Origin of the sequence: Ensifer sp. 22460 (assembly GCF_052044935.1) — a bacterium.
Classification (GTDB): domain Bacteria; phylum Pseudomonadota; class Alphaproteobacteria; order Rhizobiales; family Rhizobiaceae; genus Ensifer.
The window spans coordinates 19179-35763 of sequence record NZ_JBQENZ010000014.1 but is presented as its reverse complement, the minus strand read 5'-3'; the positions used below and the strand labels follow the sequence as shown (position 1 = coordinate 35763).

Genomic DNA, 16585 nt, shown 5'->3' with positions numbered 1-16585 from the left:
GCTACGCATGTCCGCCTGTGGCGGGCAAGGCTACGACGTCGGCAGCGCGCACTGCAAGTGGCACGATCTCGCCTTCGCGCACGCTTGCCGATTGCGGCAGATGCGCCACCAGCGCCCTGGTATCCGTGGCACAGGGCTGCAGATGGCAGCGATAATGGGTGCCGAAAAAGGCGCTGCCGGCGACCCGTGCCTCGCCGAGCGCCACGGTCGGTCCTTCCGCCCGGTCGTCGGCGCGGAAATGCTCCGGCCGGATGGTGAGCGTGATGCGGTCACCGGCCTTCGGCGACGATGCCGTGAAATTCTGAGCAGGCAGCGCCAGGCTGCCGAGCGCGGTCTCAACCCGGGCGGAGCTCGCATCCGCCGCCGCAACACGGCCGGAAACGAAGTTGACCTCGCCCATGAAGCCCGCGGAAAACAGCGAACGCGGCCGCATGTAGACCTCCGAGGGCGGGCCGAAATCCTCGATCCGCCCCTGGTTCATCACCACGATGCGGTCGGCGATCGCCATCGCCTCTTCCTGGTCGTGGGTCACGTGCACGAAGGTCGTGCCGACCCGCTTCTGGATCGCCTTCAGTTCGTCCTGCATCTGGCGGCGGAGTTTGAGATCGAGCGCGCCAAGCGGCTCGTCGAGCAGAAGCACATCCGGGTCGACGGCAAGCGCCCGAGCCAGGGCTACACGCTGGCGCTGGCCGCCCGAGAGTTCATGCGGCCTCTTGCCGGCGGACGCCTCTAAGCCCACGAGGTCGAGGAAGCCCAGTGCCTTTTCGTCACGCTCGGCCTTGGCAAGGCCGCGCATTCTGAGGCCGAAGCCGACATTGTCGACGAGGAGCATATGCGGAAACAGCGCATAGTCCTGGAACATCGTCGTCGTCGGGCGCTTAGACGGCGCCACATAGGTCATGTCCTGCCCGCCGATCGTCACCCGACCCGAGCTTGGCGACAGAAAGCCGCCGAGGATCGACAAGAGCGTGGTCTTGCCGCAGCCGGACGGCCCGAGCAGGACGATGAATTCGCCGGCCCGGATGTCGAGGGAGACGTTGTCCAACGCCGTGAAGGCGCCGAAGATCTTGCTGACGTTTTCGATCGTGACGGAAGCGGTCATTGTTTTTTCGTCCTTCCGAACAGGGAAAGCTCAAGGATGAGGAGCACGGCGACGGAGGCGAGAAACACCAGCGAACCGATGGCATTGGTCTTGGGGTTGAGGCCAGAGCGCAGCATGCTCCAGATCTCGACAGGCAGCGTCACGTCGAAGCGCGACAGCAGGAAGGCGATGATGAACTCGTCCCAGCTGAAGGTGACGGAAAGGAAGAAGGCGGCCAGGATCGACGGCATCAGCATCGGCGCCGTCACCAACACCATCACCTTGAAATCGCTGGCGCCAAGGTCACGCGCCGCCCGCTCGATGTTGATGTGATGATCGCCCATCGAGGCATAGATGATGGCAAAGCAGAGCGGCAGGTTGATCACCACATGGCCGATCCCAACCGTCATCAACGACAGCGGAATATGCAGCGCATTCATAAGCGACAAGAGGCCGAGCGCGATGATCAGGTAGCTGACCGTCATCGGCGCGATCAGCAATCCGCGCTGCAGCGCCGAGCCCGGCAGCTTGTAGCGCGCCAGCGCATAGGCGGCGAGGAAGCCGAGCAGCACCGAGATGACCGAGGAAACGAGCGCCACGACCATCGAGTTGCCGAGTGCCGCCATCAGCTTGCGGTCGGCGAAGACCGCCTCGTACCATTGCAGCGAAAAGCCGTTGAAGGGCGGCACCGGCAGCCGGCCATCCTGGAAGGAGAAGAGCACCAGCACGGCGACCGGCAGGAAGATGAAGGCGTAGACGAGGACGAGATAGGACCAGGACAGCACACTTGCGGAGATCTGGCGCAGCATCGTCAGGCCCTCTCGATCTTCAGCCAGCGGGCGCAGGCGAGATAAGCGACGGTGACAGCCAGCATCAGGACGATCGACAGCGCCGCCGCCATCGGGAAGTCCGCCCTGCGCCCAAGCTGCAGCATGATGATCTGCGGCAGCACCAGCTCGTTGTTGCCGCCGAGGATCTGCGGCGTGACATAGTCGCCGATGCAGAGCACGAAGGTGAGAAACGCGCCGGTCATGATGCCGGGCAGGGTCAAGGGCAGCACCACGTGCCAGAAGGTCTGGAAGGCATTGGCGCCAAGGTCGGCGGCCGCGCGGCGGTAGTTGGGCGACAGCTGGATCAGGTTGGAATAGATCGTCAGCGTCAAAAGCATGACGAAGAAATGTACGAAGCCGATGACCGTCGCCGTGCGGGTGCTGGCAAGCTCCAGCGGCTCGGAAATCAGCCCGATGTTCATGAACATCTGATTGATCACGCCGTTCTTCGACAGAACCAGCAGCCAGGAATAGGAGCGGACCACGTAGGAGGTCCAGAACGGTAGGATGGCCAGGATCAGCGCCATGCGCTGCAGCCGCTTCGGCACCCGCTCGGCGATGATCCAGGCGAGCGGATAGGCAAGCAGCACCGAGATCACCGTCACGATGACGGTGATTTCCAGCGAATTGACCAGTCCTTGGAACAGCGCGTTCTCGGAGAAGAAGCGCGCGTAGTTGTCGAAGTTCCAGACGCGGACGAGCTCCCGCCCTTCCCGCTTCCAGAGGCTCATCGCCGCCATGAAGGCGAAGGGCACGACGAAGAAGGCGGCGGTCCAGAGCAGCGCCGGGGCAACGAAGCCCCAGGCCTTGCGCCGGTCGGCGTCTTCGAGCGCTGTCGCTGATGTCAGGGTTCCGGCGTCTGCCATGGCTATCCCGGGGCTCAAGGGTTGCGGGGCATGGTTTGCGCTCGTTCGCCGCCAAGGCGGCGTTGATCAGGCGAACGCGATGCCGATCGCATCCGCCCTTGTCGTTACTGCTGCAGCATCTCCGTCCAGGCGTCCTGGAACTGCTGGTCGAGTTCGGCCGACGGGATCGGATAGAGCTGCGTCTTCTTCAGGTATTCGGCCTGCTCGCTGAAGCGCAGCGCCGTCTTCTGCTGGTCGTTCAGGAATTCACCCGCCTTGGCGTTGGCCGGCATCGCCCAGTAGCAGGACGAGGTCGCAAGCCGCGCCTGGCCTTCCGGACTCAAGATGTACTGCACGAATTTCAGCGCCAGATCCTGCTTGGTCGAATCCTTCATGACGCCGATCGATTGCGCCCAGCGCACCGCACCCTGCTCCGGAATGGTCCAGTCGAGGCTCGGCTTGTCGGCCGAGAGAACCGCGGTGATCCACTCGCCGCCGCCGACGAGAATGTCGACTTCACCGGTCGCAAGCGCCGTCTGCGAGGACACGACGTCGCTCACCTGTTTCGACACGGCGCGCATCGCCGCAAGCTTTTCCTTGATCGCCGGCATGTCCGCTTCGGTCAGCTCGGAGGTCTTCTTGCCGAGGCCAAGCCCGACGAGACCGATCATCGGCAGATAGTAGTCATAAAGCGCGATGCGGCCCTTGTACTTGTCCGACCAGATGACCGACAGGTCCTGCATGTCCTTCGGGTCGACCTTGGTCTTGTCGTAGGAAATCGTGTTGTAGCCGAACTTCTCGGTGACGGCGTAGGTCTTCCCGTCCTTGGTGTTGTTGGCCTCCATGCGGACTTCCGGGAAGATGTCGGCGGTCGGCAGCGCATCGGCAGGCATTTCGGCGAGAAGATCGAGACCGATGGCGCGGTGCACATCAACGCCGTCGATGACGAGCACGTCCCAGTCGCCGGGCTGCGATTGGTCGAGGATCGAGAGCCCTGCCCCGGTGCCCTCATAGACCTTGACGTTGACCTTGACGTCATTGGCCTTCTCGAACGGCTCGAGCAGCGCCGGATCGGTGTGGTCGCACCAGACGAGCGCATTGAGCTCTTCCTGGGCGAAGACGGGTGCAGGCGCTGCAACCGCCGACAGCGTGGTGATCGCGATTGCGGCGCTGGAGGAGAGAAAACGGCGCAGGGGCGCACCGTCACGAACTGACTGCATCATGCTGTTGCCCTCATGGTTTTGACGCTCGTTTCGGCGTCTTCAAAAAAAGATTGAATGAATTCATTTTTTAAGTCAATCTCAATTTTGAACCAATTCATAATTCGGGGAAACATCAGATGACGGGACTGCGCGCACGGCAAAAAGCCGATCGGAACCGGCGGATTCTTGACGCCGCCGCCGTGCTCTTTCGCGAAGTCGGCTATGACAGCGCGCGCATCGAGGACATCGCCGAGCGCGCCGAGATCTCGGTCGGAACCTTCTACAATTACTATGAAAACAAGGGCGACATCCTGCTTGCCACCGTGTCGATGGAAGTCGAGGAAGTGCTCACTGCCGGCCGCTCGATCGTCGACAACCCGCCCGCCTCCGTCATGGGTGCCCTGGACACGCTGATCGGCGAATATTACGACCACTCGCTCATTTATCTCAGCAAGGAGATGTGGCGCACCGCAATGGCGATCGCCATCCAGCAGCCGGAGAGCCCGTTCAGCAAGCGCTACACGGAACTCGACCGCCGGCTCTGCGATCAGATCTCGACCCTGATCCTCAAGCTGAAGGCCAAGGGTGTCGTCGCGCTCGATATCGACGCCGAGGCGGTCGGCGAGATGTTCTTCAACAATCTCAATATGATGTTCACCGAGTTCGCCAAGCGGGAACCAATGACGCTCGACGACCTGAAGGCCCGCGTTTCCCGCCAGAACCGTCCGCTCGCGACACTGATCGCGGCCCGCTGACCATCACAAAAACACGACCGGAGCAAATCTGCGCCCGGATAAAAGAGGAAACACGATGCAGGATCTCGAACAGTCGGTGCTTTCCGCCGCCGACCGGCTGGTTGCCGCCTTCGCGCGGCACGACCGCACTTCCTACTTTTCGGCCTTCGCGCCGGATGCCACCTTCATCTTCCACACGCTGGACCGGCCGCTTCTGAGCCGTGCGGCTTATGAGGCGGAATGGTCGCTATGGGAGGAGCGGGACGGCTTTCGCGTTCGCAGCTGCCGGTCGAGCGAACGGCATGTCCAGGCGGTGGGTGACGTCGCGGTCTTCACGCACCGCGTCGAGACGGAACTGGAATTCAAAGGCGAACCGGCGACGGCGGACGAACGGGAAACGATCGTGTTCCGGCGGGCATCGTCAGGCGATTGGATCGCCGTGCACGAACATCTGTCTCGCCAAAGCTGAATCAAGAAAGATCAGAAAGCGCCCACGACGACGGCGCTGACGAAGGAGAATGCGGCCACGATTGCAATAGCGTGCGGGACCAGATGGACGAACGACCGGCGCTGGGGTGCTGATGCGTAAGCCGCGTATCGGGATTGGACCATCGGTCTCGAAGCGTTCATCGCGTCTCTCCGTCGTTCACTACAGCGCCGCGCGTCTTATCAGACGCGCAAAGGTCGCTGTAGCACTTTGAATTGCTGCATGTTTTTGTCCTTTAATCGGATCGATTAAAGGAAACATGCAGTAGCGGATCATCGTCCGCCTTCTCTCTTGTTCTCCTATATTATCGATTGAGTTTATAGATATTATTTTCCGCTAAATGCGCATGTCGTAAAAAATCGGTTCGGCGAAACCGCCGTCGTTAATGGCGATTGCGGTCGCGGTCCAGGAGGTGTTTCGACCAGGTTTCGCTGAACCACGGGGTCAGCAACGAAACATCGGAGCCGTGATGCGAGCGCGTAAGCGCACTGTCGGCCTCGACACAGGTCCAGACGGTGAAGGCGGTCAGTTCGTGTTTACCGAAAGTCTGGATCAGCGGAATGTCGGCCGCGTCACGGCCGCGAGCGACCACAATCCGCCCTGCCCGTCGCTGATTGTTCTTGGCGTCGAACGTATGCCAGCGATCTCCAAGAAAGACTTCGAACCACGCGTTGAAATCCATCGGCGCCGGATGATCGCTCTTCGGGATGTCGGCCATGTAGCCGTTCACATAGCGCGCCGGCATGTTCATGCAGCGGCAGAAGGTGATCGCCAGATGCGCATAGTCGCGGCTGACGCCGACGCGATCCTCATGGGCTTCGAGCGCGGTGCGCATTGCCTGGGCATAGCCGTAGCTGAAGACCAGGCGCTCATGCACATAGTCGCAAATCGCCTGCACGCGCTGCCAACCGGCAGGCACATCTCCGAACAGTCGCCACGCGAGCGTACCGAGCCGATCCGTTTCGCAGTAACGGCTGGCCGCGAGATAGGGTAGCCAAGCGGCCGGCAGGTTTTCGACCGGCACAGCATCGGCCAGCGGATCGGAGGCGTCGAGCCTGCCGTCATCCTCAATCACCGCGTCATAGGAGAGCTTGAAGTCGCCTTCGGGCACGGTCATCCGGAAACATGTATTGCCATGCGGATCGGTGATCTCTTCCATCTTCACGATTGGCATGGAAACCGGCCCATGTTCGCGCCGAAGAGTTGCGCGCCGTTCCGGCACGACGGAAAGATAGGTCATCATCGGGGTCGGTTGCGGGCAACGAATGCCGATTTCATAGCCAAAGCGCACGAACATCTCGAGGCCTCCCAGGAAATCAATCGGGAGTCATATGCTCCCCGCCTGCCTTGCCCGCAGAAATGCGGGCCCTCCTTGGTATCCGTTTGCACGCGAGCACCGCTCCCACGGATTGGCCGCATGCCAAAGATGCAACGGGCCCTTCGAACGGGCGAACCGATGCGCTACAGCGCCGCGCGTCTTATCGGACGCGCAAAGGTCGCTGTAGCACTTTTGATTTTCTGCATCCTCAAATCGGCGACGATTTGAGGAACCGTGCAGTAAGGGATTAATACTAGCGCATCAGCCGGCAAGGCGGAATTACACTCCGCGGGAAATCTGCCATTCGACTCGCGCGCAAGGGGCGTGGCCGGCTTTATGGCAAGCCACCCCATCACAGAGCATCGGCCTTTTGCCCTACAATCCGACCGCGTCCTTGAACTGGTACCACCAGGAACCGATCGTCGAATATTGCGCCCGGAACATGCGCCCGCCCGGGAAGGGATACCAGGGCAGCTTTTCGAAGACGTCGTAGCGCGTGGTGTCGCCATCGATCGCTTCGGCGAGTGTGCGGCCGAAGAGATGCGATCCGGTGACCCCATGGCCGCTGTAGCCGTGGGCGAAATAGGTGTTGGAGCCGATCCGGCCCATCTGCGGCACGCGCGTGAAGGAGAGCGCGAAATTGCCGCTCCACGCATAGTCGATCTTCACGCCCTTGAGCTCAGGGAACACCTTTTCAAGATTGGGCTTCAGCTTGGCGACCACATCGGCCGGATCGGTGCCACCATAGACGGTGCCGCCGCCGAAGATCATCCGCTTGTCGGCGGAAAGCCGGAAGTAGTCGAGAATATAGCGCACGTCCTCGACGCACATGTCGCTCGGGATCAGCGAATGGGCGAGCTCTTCGCCGAGCGGCGCCGTCGTGATCATCTGCGTCGAAACAGGCATGACGCGCGAAACGAGCTTCGGCACCGCGTCGCCGAGATAGGCATTGCCGCAAAGCACGACAATACGCGCCGAAACCTCGCCGCCTTCGGTATAGACGGTCGGCCGCGCCGCCTCGTGGTCGACGCGCGTCACGGGCGACTGTTCGTAGATCGTGCCGCCGATGCTTTCGAGCGCGCGCGCCTCGCCGAGCACGAGATTGAGCGGATGCATGTGCCCACCGGTCGTGTCGAGCATGCCGCCGCAATAGGCATCCGACGTGACGAGCTTGCGAAGCGCGTCACGATCGAGAAGCTGGTGATCGTCCATGCCGTATTTGCGCCAGAGCGCCTGCTTGGCTTCGAGTTCCTTCATATGCGCCGGCGTATAGGCAGCATAGATGTTGCCCGGCTTCAGGTCGCAGTCGATCTGATACTGGCTGACGAGACGACGGATGATCTTGCCGCCTTCCTGCACCAGCCCGCCGATGAAGCGCGCGGCGTCGTCGCCGTAGCGGCGCTGGATCGTCGATAGGCTGGCGTTGAGGCCGTTGACCACCTGGCCGCCGTTGCGGCCCGAAGCCCCCCAGCCGACCTGCGCGCCTTCGACGACGACGACCTTGTAGCCTTTTTCCGCAAGGTGGATCGCCGTCGACAGGCCGGAGTAACCGGCACCGACAACGCACACGTCGGTCTCGACGCGGCCCTGAAGCCGGACCGGCGTGCGGATGATGTTGCGGGATGCGGCGTAGTAGCTGGTCGGGTAGCTGCCGTCGCCGGCATAGGAGTTCTGTTTCGTGACCATCAGACAATTTCCAGATAGGCGCTGAATTCGTAATCCGTGACCTGCTCGGCAAAGCCTGCAATCTCCTGGCGTTTGCAGGCGATCAGCATCGAGCGCAGCACGGGATCGAAAATTTCGGCGGCAATCGGTCCTGCCTCGAAGCTATCGACCGCTTGCCCCCATTCCGAGGGAATTTTGGGCAGTTTCTCCGCTGCATAGGCCCGACCCGAAACAGGCGCCGGTGGCTTCCACTTGTTGCGGATGCCAACGAGGGCAGCGCCGAGGATCGCGGCGATGACGAGATAGGGATTGGCGTCGGCGCCGGCGACGCGATGCTCGATGCGGCGCGCGGCCGGATTGCCGCCTGGAATGCGGATTGCCGAGGTGCGGTTCTCATAGCCCCAGCAGACGGCCGTCGGCGCGTGCGTGTCCGGCCTCAAGCGGCGATAGGAGTTGAAATGCGGCGCAAACAGCAGCGTCGTCTCGGCCATGCCGCGCAAGAGGCCGGCAACGGCGTTCTTCAGCATTGGCGAACCTTCGTCGCTGCCGTCGTTGAAGACGTTGTTGCCCTCCTCGTCGAGCAGGCTGAAATGGATATGCATGCCGTTGCCCGACCGTGTGCCGTAGGGCTTGGCCATGAAGGTGGCGGCGAGGCCATGCTTGCGCGCGACACCCTTGACGATGCGCTTGAAGAAGATGGCGTCGTCGGCCGCCTTCAGCGGGTCGTCGGTGTGGAGTAGATTGATCTCGAACTGGCCGATGCCGTTCTCGGCGATCGCCGCATCCGCCGGCACGTTCTGCCGGGCACATTCCTTGTAGACGTCCGAGAAGAACTCGCCGAAATCGTCGAGCTCGTCGATCGACAGGATCGCATCGGAATCGAGGCGCTTGCCGGTATAGGGCGAGATCGGCGGCACCGCGCTGTCGGGCTCCGGATCGATCAGGTAGAACTCCAGTTCGGTCGCAACGACGGGGCGAAGACCGAGTTCCTGATATTCGCGCACGACCGCCGCCAGCGCCTGGCGCGGATCGGCAAGAAACGGCTTGCCGTCCTCAAGCTGCAGCCAGAGCGGCACCAAGGCGCTCGGCCGGGAGGTCCAGTTGACCGGCAGCGCGCCGCGGCCGGTGACACCGCAGATACCGTCGCGGTCGCCGCTGGCGAACACCTGCTCGCTGTTGATGATATCCTCGCCCCAGACATCGACCCCGACAATCGAGAGCGGCATGCGGATGCCGCCGCCGAGCACCTTCGCCGCCTGCTCCACCGGCACGCGCTTGCCCCGCATGATGCCGTTGAGGTCGCAGACCACCGCCTGGATGCTTTCGATCGGCCCGTTCTGCTCGAGCCATGCCTTGAATGCGCTGGGGTCTTCCGCGTCGAGCGACATATCGCAAATCTCTTTTTGTGATCACATTTTGTGATAGTTGACATAATTCAGGAATTGGAGTCAAGCATCGGCAATGGTATCAGGCGCATGAAGGACGCCAGGCAGAAGGATATGCGATCGTGAAACCCCTTGTTTTGCCGCCACTTGCCCGACCCGACGGCATGACCACGCATGACTATGCCTTCAACCGGCTGCGCCAGGCGATCATGGTCGGCGCCTTCCGCCCCGGCACATCCGTCACCATCCGCGGCCTTGCCGAAGCGCTCGAAAGCAGCCCGACGCCGGTACGCGAGGCGCTACGTCAGCTGACGTCGATCGGCGCGCTGCAATTCCTTGAGAACCGCCGTATCGTCGTGCCGCACATCACGCCCGCGCGTTTCGAGGAGCTGATCTTGCTCCGTATCGCGCTCGAAAGCCATGCCGCCCGCCGGGCTGTCGCCCATCTCTCCGAGCGCCAGATCGAGAAAATCACGGCAATCGATGACAGTATCGAGACGGAGATCCGCAAGGGGAACAAGGTGGCAGCGCTGATCGCCAACCAGGCGTTCCATCGGATGATCTACACGGCCAATCCGGATCCGGTCGCCATGCCGCTGATCGAAAGCGTGTGGCTGCAACTCGGGCCCATCCTCGGCATCGCCATGGAGCACGTCACCGAACTCTATGTCGTGGATCGGCACCGCGAGGCGATCGATGCCCTTAGGCGGCGTGACGAGGAGGCCGTTGCCGATGCGATCGCTGCCGACATCCGGGAAGGGATCGGCGGCTTCGACCAGCAGGCGGTCGCGCGCCTTCTGCGGCTGGCGGCCTGAGCCGACGGCAGGCCACGGCCTCATAAATTTTAGTGTGACTAAAATTCCGTATTGACAACGCTCAGGCACGGCACCAAAGTCGTGAAAATACAGATGCATAGCGACGGGAGGCGCGAGCCTTCCGGCCCAATGCCCGCGCATTCGAGGGGGAGGAGTCCGCTTGAAGAGCCAAAGATTTTCAGCCTGGGGCAACACCTGCGCCGGCCTATAGCATTCCCCAAAACCGCCACATCACGCCGGTCCGCCCGGCCACCCCATCCGCCCGTCGATGAGCGCTACAGCCGTGTGAATGGCGAGCGCATCCTCAAGCCAGAACTGGAAACACCATGAACGAACTCACCAAGAGCCGTTTTGCTGCGCTCCGCCGCAAGATGGCCGAAAGCAAAGTCGGCCTCGTCGCGCTCGCGCCCGGATCGCACATGGATTGGCTGATCGGCTACCATCCGCATCCGGACGAGCGCCCCTGCCTGCTTCTGATCGGCCCGGAAAAGGAAGCCTTCCTGATGCCGGCGCTCAACGCCGAGGGCACGCGCGAACACACCGACATCGCCTTCCACAACTGGGCTGATGACGTGGGCCCAACCGATGCTCTGACGTCTGCCCTCGCCGATGTCGGCGCGGCTGCACCTGGCTGCGTCGTGCTCGACGAGACCATGCGCGCCGATTTCGCCCTGCTGCTGATCGATGCGCTGCCGGAGGATACCGCGCGCGAATTCACCCCGGCAACGCTCGGCGCCCTGCGCATGCGCAAGGACAAGAGCGAATACGCGCTTTTGAAGATGAACGCCGGCATCGCCGACCGCACCATGCAGGCGGCGTTTTCCAAGATCCGCCCGGGCATGACCGAGAAGGAACTGGCCGCCGAGATCCGCGGACACTTCTCCTCGGAAGGTGCGGCCCCGGCCTTCTGGATCGTCGGCGCCGGCGGCAATGGCGCCTTCCCGCACCACTCGGCGAGCGAGCGGGTGATCGAGGAAGGCGATGCCGTGGTCATCGATATCGGCGGCCGCAAGCAGGGTTTCCCGAGCGACATCACCCGCATGGCAATCGTCGGCCGCGCGCCTGAGGGATACGGCCAGATCCACACCATCGTGGAAAGGGCCGTGCAGGCAGCGTTGAAGGCGGCCCGTCCCGGCGTGCTCGCCAAGGATGTCGACGCGGCCGCCCGCAAGGTGATCAGCGATGCCGGCTACGGCGAATACTTCGTTCACCGCACCGGCCACGGCATGGGCATCGACGGCCATGAGCCGCCCTACATCACCGCCACTTCGGAAACCGTGCTGGAAGAAGGCATGGTCTTCTCGATCGAGCCCGGCATTTATCTGCCCGGCCGCTTCGGCATCCGGCTGGAAGACATCGTCATCCTGCGCGAGGACGGGCCGGAGGTTCTCTCTTCCCTTCCCCGCGACGTTCACGTCGCCAAGGCCTGATCAAACAAGATCTGATCAAAGTTGCGGCGCCGCTTCTCTTTGTCCGGTTCGCTTGGCAGCACAGCAATGCCTATTGGGTCGGCCGCTTGCGGGGTTTCGTCGTCGTATTGCCGGCTGGACCATCCTGGCCGGGACGTTGCCTGTAGGCTGGCTGCCGCTGTTCGACCGGCGGCCAGATCCAGTAATAGCCATAGGGCTTGCGCTGGACGCCTTCGTAATACTCGCCCTTTCTGGTGCGCATCTGCGCTTCCGCATCGCCCGCGACGCTCGTCACGGCAAAGACCGCGCCCACCATGGCGGTGGCAAACAGGTATCCCGATTTCAACATCTTCAAGCTCCTTGCCTCCTGTCTACGCCGGAAGCGTGCGAGGTCAACCACCTGCGCGTTCCATCAGTTCCTGCTTGACGACCTCTCGCGCCTTATCCATAGTGGTGAGATGTCAGACCAATTTGGCGCCGAGGGGGAGGCTGAATGACTGAACAAGCCAGAGCCGCGCTTCTGCCATTGCCGCCCGCCGACCGGGCCCAGCAGGTCATTGCCGCGTTGGCTGACTACATCGAACAATCGGGGCTTAGACCCGGCGAACGCCTGCCAGCTGAACGCGAACTGATGACGGCGCTTGCCGTCGGTCGGTCGACTATTCGCGAAGTCATCCGCCACTTTCAGGCGCTCGGCGTCGTCGAGGCGCGCAAGGGCAGCGGCACCTATCTCTTGCGCATGATCACGGGCGCCACCGTCCATATGCCGCTCACCCTCGACGCTGCGCATCTGCGCGACGTGCTTTTGATGACGCTCGAGGTCCGCCGCGGCATCGAGGTTGAGGCCAATATGGTCGCGGCCCGCCGGCGCACCGACGAAGACCTTGATATCATCGAAGTGAAGCTCAACGAGATGGAGCGGGTGCATATCGCCAAGGGCACGTCAGGTCCGGAAGACCTTGCCTTCCATCTGGCGATCTACGATGCCACCCACAATCCGCTCTTCCGCCAGCTCCTCGAACAGATGCGCGAAGCCTTCGAGCGCTTCTGGGAGGAGCCGTTCGATCGGTCGGACTTCGCCCGCCGCTCCTTCCCGTTCCACCGTACCCTGTTCAACGCGATCGCAGCCCAGGATCCTGACACCGCGCGCGAAGAAACGCTGAAAATCCTCGCGATCGTCGAGGAAGACATCAAGGAAATGTCCAAATGACCAACGGCCTCGATCCGTTCGACCACGCCTCGCTGACCGTCGCGCATGACGAAGGCCACGCCTTCGATGCCGTCGTGCCGCCGATCGTTCAGACCTCGCTTTTCACCTTCAAGGATTATGACGACATGGTCGCGTCCTACCGGGGCGAGCGTGTGCGACCGATCTATACCCGCGGTCTCAACCCGACCGTGCGCATGTTCGAGGAGATGCTGGCGAAGCTCGAAGGCGGCGAAGACGCGATCGGTTTTGCCAGCGGCATGTCGGCGATCTCCTCGACCGTGCTGTCCTTCGTCGAGCCGGGCGACCGCATCGTCGCCGTCAATCATGTCTATCCCGACGCCTTCCGCCTGTTTGGCACGCATCTGAAGCGCATGAAGATCGAGGTGACCTATGTCGACGGTCGCGACGAGGAAGCAGTCGCCAAGGCCCTTCCCGGCGCCAAGCTCTTCTACATGGAAAGCCCGACAAGCTGGGTGATGGACACCCACGACGTCGCCTCCCTCGCCCGCCTTGCCAAGGACCAGGGCATCATCACCGCCATCGACAACAGCTGGGCAAGCCCGATCTTCCAGCAGCCGATTTCGCTCGGCGTCGATCTCGTCATCCATTCGGCGTCCAAATATCTCGGCGGCCATTCGGACGTCGTCGCCGGCGTCGTGACCGGCTCGAAGGAACTGATCGGCCGCATCCGCTCGGAATCCTACCCTTATCTCGGCGGCAAGCTCTCGCCCTTCGATGCCTGGCTCCTGATCCGCGGCTTACGCACCCTGCCGATCCGCATGAAGTCGCATGAGCGCTCGGCGCTTGAAGTCGCGCGGCGGCTGCAGGCCCATCCGCTGGTCGAGACCGTCTGCCACCCCGGCCTCGGCAACACGCTGCCGCCGGGCCTTTCGGGCACATCCGGCCTGTTCTCCTTCATCTTCCGCGAGGGCGTCGATGTCAGGCGCTTTGCGGATCATCTCGAACTCTTCAAGCTCGGCGTTTCCTGGGGCGGACATGAAAGCCTCATCGTGCCGGGCGAAGTCGTGCTGTCGCAGAAAGCCCAGCCCAATTCCGCGGCCGCCTTCGGCATCTCGCCGCGGTCGGTACGGCTCCATGTCGGCTTGGAGGGAACGGAGGCCCTCTGGAGCGATCTTGAAGCGGCGCTCGCCGTCGCTTCGACTGGCTGACAGGAGCGGCTGCAGGCGGTTTTCCGCCGGCATCCCGCTCTCCCCACTTTGAACCAAACCAACGAAGAAAAGAGGGAACAAGAATGAAGAAACTGATCACTGCCACGCTTCTCGCCAGCCTGATGGCCGGAAGCGCACTCGCCGATACCAAGCTGAAACTGGTCGAGGTCATCACCAGCCCCGAGCGCACCGAGACGCTGAAATCGATCGTTGCCAAGTTCGAAGCCGCCAACCCCGGCACCACGGTCGAGATCATCTCGCTGCCCTGGGGCGAAGCATTCCAAAAGTTCGCGACCATGGTTTCGGCCGGCGAACTGCCTGACGTGATGGAAATGCCCGACACCTGGCTGTCGCTCTATGCCAACAACGGCATGCTCGAAAGCCTGGAGCCCTACCTCGCCAAGTGGGAACACACGGGCGGCCTGACCGAACGCGCGCTCGAACTCGGCCGCGACGTCAACGACACCGCCTACATGCTGCCCTACGGCTTCTATCTGCGGGCGATGTTCTACAACAAGAAGCTGCTCTCGGAAGCCGGCGTCAGCGAACCGCCGAAGACCATGGACGATTTCGTCAAGGCATCGGAAGCCGTATCCAAGCTTCCGGGCAAATCCGGCTACTGCCTGCGCGGGGGACCGGGTGGTCTCAACGGCTGGGTGATGTTCGGCGCCACCATGGCCGGCAGCAACAAATTCTTCAATGAGGATGGCACCTCGACCATGAACAGCGAAGGCTGGGTCAAGGGCCTGACCTGGGTGATCGACCTCTACAAGAAGGGGCTGGCGCCGAAGGACAGCGTCAACTGGGGCTTTAACGAAATCGTCGCCGGTTTTTACAGCGGCACCTGCGCCTTCCTCGACCAGGATCCGGATGCGCTGATCGCCATTGCCGAGCGCATGAAGTCGGAAGATTTCGGCGTCACCACCATGCCGAAGGGTCCGAGCGGCAAGGCGTTTACCACCATCGGCTTTGCCGGCTGGTCGATGCTGTCGGCAAGTCAGAACAAGGATCTCTCCTGGAAGCTGATCGAGACGCTCGAGGGGCCGGAAGGCAACATCGAGTGGAACAAGCGCACGGGCGCGCTGCCGGTGCACAAGTCGGCCGAGAAGGATCCCTTCTATGCGAGCGCGCAGTTCAAGGGCTGGTTCGACGAGCTTGCCGACAAGGACGTCGTATTGACGGTGATGCCGACCTACCTCGAGGAATTCGCCTTCTTCAAGGATTCGCTCGCCATCAAGACGACTCAGGAAGCCCTGCTCGGCGACATCACGCCGGAAGAGCTCGCCAACCAGTGGGCCGACTACCTGACCAAGGCGCAGCAGAAGTTCCTCGCCAGCAAGAAGTAAGCCTTCGGCCGGCGGCGGTTCGCCGCCGCCGGCCCTCGTGACCTTGAGCGGAATGACGTGGGCGCGGTCTCCGCCTGCATCCCGCTCCGACTGAACGAAAACGAGGCACGTCGAAAAAACCGGCGGCCGCACAGGGGAAATTTCGATCGATGGACCATGTCGCCCGCCAAAGCGGCCTGCCGGCAAGCAGGACGCCGCTGAAGAAGCGCATCGCCGACGGCGCCGCGCCCTATCTCTATAGCGCGCCGGCGCTGATCCTGATCGTCACCGTCATGCTGGTGCCGCTGGTGCTTGGCGTTTCCTACGCCTTCCGCGACATCCAGCTCTTAAACCCGTTCTCCGGTGCCTATATCGGCCTTGATCATTTCCGCGCGCTTGCCGAGGACCAGGCCTTCTATCGGGCGCTGCGCAATACGCTGTGGTGGACCGGTGCTTCGGTCTTCTTTCAGTTCGTCTTTGGCCTGATCCTGGCATTGCTGCTCGACAAGCCCTTCTACGGCCGCGGCCTTGCCCAGGCCCTCGTCTTCCTGCCCTGGGCGGTGCCGAGTTTCCTTGCCGGCCTCAACTGGGCCTGGCTGTTCAATCCGGTCGTCGGTCCCCTGCCGCACTGGTTCTACGCGCTCGGCATCATGAGTGAGCCGAACAACATCCTCTCGGACCCGCAGCTTGCCATGTGGGGGCCGATCATCGCCAATGTCTGGTGGGGCATTCCTTTCTTCGCGATTACCCTGCTTGCAGCCCTGCAGGCGATCCCGCGCGACCTCTATGAGGCCGCGAGCATCGACGGCGCCGGCCCGGTGCAGCGATTTCTCTCGATCACGCTGCCGTTCCTGGCGCCGACCATCGCCATCACCATCCTCCTGCGCACCGTCTGGATCTCGAACTTCGCCGACCTGATCATCGTCATGACAAATGGCGGACCGGCCGACCGCACCCAGATCGTCGCCAGCTATATCTTCACCCAGGCCTTCAAGCGGCTGGATTTCGGTTACGCCTCGGCGATCGCGCTGGTGCTTCTGGCACTGCTGCTCGCCTATTCGATGCTGATCGTCATCCTGCGGCAATGGCTGTTGAGCAAGGATTGAGACC

The 16585-nt window shown here is 62.4% G+C and carries 16 protein-coding genes; 8 read left to right on the top strand and 8 right to left on the bottom strand.

Translation table 11 applies throughout. The features are described from left to right. Position 1: 1 nt before the first annotated feature. From ACTJKM_RS18285 to ACTJKM_RS18270, 4 genes are all read right to left on the bottom strand, one after another. Positions 2–1102 carry an ABC transporter ATP-binding protein gene (locus ACTJKM_RS18285; RefSeq protein WP_058326479.1) on the bottom strand — a complete coding sequence of 367 codons (1101 nt, stop codon included), beginning with the start codon at positions 1100–1102 and terminating at the stop codon, positions 2–4. Next, on the bottom strand, positions 1099–1890 hold the full coding sequence (locus ACTJKM_RS18280) for an ABC transporter permease (protein ID WP_058326480.1): 792 nt from the start codon (positions 1888–1890) through the stop codon (positions 1099–1101). The genes ACTJKM_RS18285 and ACTJKM_RS18280 overlap by 4 nt, the downstream gene beginning before the upstream one ends. Positions 1891–1892: 2 nt before the next feature. Further along, positions 1893–2777: an ABC transporter permease gene (locus ACTJKM_RS18275; RefSeq protein ID WP_058326481.1), complete on the bottom strand. Its 885-nt coding sequence runs from the start codon at positions 2775–2777 to the stop codon at positions 1893–1895. Between the two features lie 104 nt (positions 2778–2881). After that, positions 2882–3976: a polyamine ABC transporter substrate-binding protein gene (locus ACTJKM_RS18270; protein ID WP_058326499.1), complete on the bottom strand. Its 1095-nt coding sequence runs from the start codon at positions 3974–3976 to the stop codon at positions 2882–2884. A 119-nt stretch (positions 3977–4095) separates the two neighbouring features. Here ACTJKM_RS18270 and ACTJKM_RS18265 point away from each other — a divergent pair, with 119 nt between their 5' ends. Together ACTJKM_RS18265 and ACTJKM_RS18260 are read left to right on the top strand one after the other, a co-directional pair. Continuing rightward, the gene (locus ACTJKM_RS18265; RefSeq protein ID WP_058326482.1) at positions 4096–4713 is read left to right on the top strand and encodes a TetR/AcrR family transcriptional regulator; all 618 of its coding nucleotides are present in this window, start codon (positions 4096–4098) and stop codon (positions 4711–4713) included. Positions 4714–4768: 55 nt separating this feature from the next. After that, positions 4769–5161, top strand: a complete 393-nt coding sequence (locus tag ACTJKM_RS18260) for a YybH family protein (RefSeq protein WP_058326483.1) — start codon at positions 4769–4771, stop codon at positions 5159–5161. Positions 5162–5561: 400 nt separating this feature from the next. Here the strand turns inward: ACTJKM_RS18260 and ACTJKM_RS18255 are convergent, their stop codons facing one another. From ACTJKM_RS18255 to ACTJKM_RS18245, 3 genes are all read right to left on the bottom strand, one after another. Further along, entirely contained in the window at positions 5562–6476 is a 915-nt protein-coding gene (locus tag ACTJKM_RS18255; RefSeq protein ID WP_058326484.1) for a transglutaminase-like domain-containing protein, read from the bottom strand. 396 nt (positions 6477–6872) lie between these two features. Then, positions 6873–8186 (bottom strand): NAD(P)/FAD-dependent oxidoreductase, encoded by a 1314-nt coding sequence (locus ACTJKM_RS18250; protein WP_057248990.1) that lies wholly within the window; start codon positions 8184–8186, stop codon positions 6873–6875. Continuing rightward, positions 8183–9550: a glutamine synthetase family protein gene (locus tag ACTJKM_RS18245; RefSeq protein WP_057248989.1), complete on the bottom strand. Its 1368-nt coding sequence runs from the start codon at positions 9548–9550 to the stop codon at positions 8183–8185. Before ACTJKM_RS18245 ends, ACTJKM_RS18250 begins: the two co-directional genes overlap by 4 nt. A gap of 119 nt (positions 9551–9669) precedes the next feature. On the opposite strand from ACTJKM_RS18245, the gene ACTJKM_RS18240 reads away from it, so the two are divergent. Together ACTJKM_RS18240 and ACTJKM_RS18235 are read left to right on the top strand one after the other, a co-directional pair. Then, positions 9670–10362, top strand: coding sequence for a GntR family transcriptional regulator (locus ACTJKM_RS18240; protein WP_058326486.1), 693 nt, complete (start codon positions 9670–9672; stop codon positions 10360–10362). 326 nt (positions 10363–10688) lie between these two features. Beyond that, positions 10689–11792, top strand: a complete 1104-nt coding sequence (locus ACTJKM_RS18235; protein ID WP_082663447.1) for a M24 family metallopeptidase — start codon at positions 10689–10691, stop codon at positions 11790–11792. 70 nt (positions 11793–11862) lie between these two features. Here the strand turns inward: ACTJKM_RS18235 and ACTJKM_RS18230 are convergent, their stop codons facing one another. Further along, complete coding sequence (locus tag ACTJKM_RS18230; RefSeq protein ID WP_143033016.1) at positions 11863–12120, bottom strand: hypothetical protein; 258 nt, start codon at positions 12118–12120, stop codon at positions 11863–11865. A 144-nt stretch (positions 12121–12264) separates the two neighbouring features. On the opposite strand from ACTJKM_RS18230, the gene ACTJKM_RS18225 reads away from it, so the two are divergent. The 4 genes from ACTJKM_RS18225 to ACTJKM_RS18210 all read left to right on the top strand — a co-directional run bounded on the left by ACTJKM_RS18225 (position 12265) and on the right by ACTJKM_RS18210 (position 16581). Then, the gene (locus ACTJKM_RS18225) at positions 12265–12981 is read left to right on the top strand and encodes a FadR/GntR family transcriptional regulator (RefSeq protein ID WP_057248985.1); all 717 of its coding nucleotides are present in this window, start codon (positions 12265–12267) and stop codon (positions 12979–12981) included. After that, positions 12978–14150, top strand: a complete 1173-nt coding sequence (locus tag ACTJKM_RS18220; protein ID WP_057248984.1) for a PLP-dependent transferase — start codon at positions 12978–12980, stop codon at positions 14148–14150. Before ACTJKM_RS18225 ends, ACTJKM_RS18220 begins: the two co-directional genes overlap by 4 nt. Positions 14151–14233: 83 nt before the next feature. Next, complete coding sequence (locus tag ACTJKM_RS18215) at positions 14234–15496, top strand: ABC transporter substrate-binding protein (RefSeq protein WP_057248983.1); 1263 nt, start codon at positions 14234–14236, stop codon at positions 15494–15496. Positions 15497–15645: 149 nt separating this feature from the next. Continuing rightward, complete coding sequence (locus ACTJKM_RS18210; RefSeq protein WP_058326489.1) at positions 15646–16581, top strand: carbohydrate ABC transporter permease; 936 nt, start codon at positions 15646–15648, stop codon at positions 16579–16581. Positions 16582–16585 lie beyond the last annotated feature (4 nt).

Coding starts and splice junctions, on each gene's coding strand:
- ACTJKM_RS18280 (WP_058326480.1), bottom strand. CDS start 1,890: ATGCTGCGCCAGATCTCCGCAAGTGTGCTGTCCTGGTCCTATCTCGTC.
- ACTJKM_RS18265 (WP_058326482.1), top strand. CDS start 4,096: ATGACGGGACTGCGCGCACGGCAAAAAGCCGATCGGAACCGGCGGATT.
- ACTJKM_RS18230 (WP_143033016.1), bottom strand. CDS start 12,120: ATGTTGAAATCGGGATACCTGTTTGCCACCGCCATGGTGGGCGCGGTC.
- ACTJKM_RS18245 (WP_057248989.1), bottom strand. CDS start 9,550: ATGTCGCTCGACGCGGAAGACCCCAGCGCATTCAAGGCATGGCTCGAG.
- ACTJKM_RS18285 (WP_058326479.1), bottom strand. CDS start 1,102: ATGACCGCTTCCGTCACGATCGAAAACGTCAGCAAGATCTTCGGCGCC.
- ACTJKM_RS18210 (WP_058326489.1), top strand. CDS start 15,646: ATGGACCATGTCGCCCGCCAAAGCGGCCTGCCGGCAAGCAGGACGCCG.
- ACTJKM_RS18270 (WP_058326499.1), bottom strand. CDS start 3,976: ATGCAGTCAGTTCGTGACGGTGCGCCCCTGCGCCGTTTTCTCTCCTCC.
- ACTJKM_RS18220 (WP_057248984.1), top strand. CDS start 12,978: ATGACCAACGGCCTCGATCCGTTCGACCACGCCTCGCTGACCGTCGCG.
- ACTJKM_RS18255 (WP_058326484.1), bottom strand. CDS start 6,476: ATGTTCGTGCGCTTTGGCTATGAAATCGGCATTCGTTGCCCGCAACCG.
- ACTJKM_RS18225 (WP_057248985.1), top strand. CDS start 12,265: ATGACTGAACAAGCCAGAGCCGCGCTTCTGCCATTGCCGCCCGCCGAC.
- ACTJKM_RS18275 (WP_058326481.1), bottom strand. CDS start 2,777: ATGGCAGACGCCGGAACCCTGACATCAGCGACAGCGCTCGAAGACGCC.
- ACTJKM_RS18235 (WP_082663447.1), top strand. CDS start 10,689: ATGAACGAACTCACCAAGAGCCGTTTTGCTGCGCTCCGCCGCAAGATG.
- ACTJKM_RS18260 (WP_058326483.1), top strand. CDS start 4,769: ATGCAGGATCTCGAACAGTCGGTGCTTTCCGCCGCCGACCGGCTGGTT.
- ACTJKM_RS18215 (WP_057248983.1), top strand. CDS start 14,234: ATGAAGAAACTGATCACTGCCACGCTTCTCGCCAGCCTGATGGCCGGA.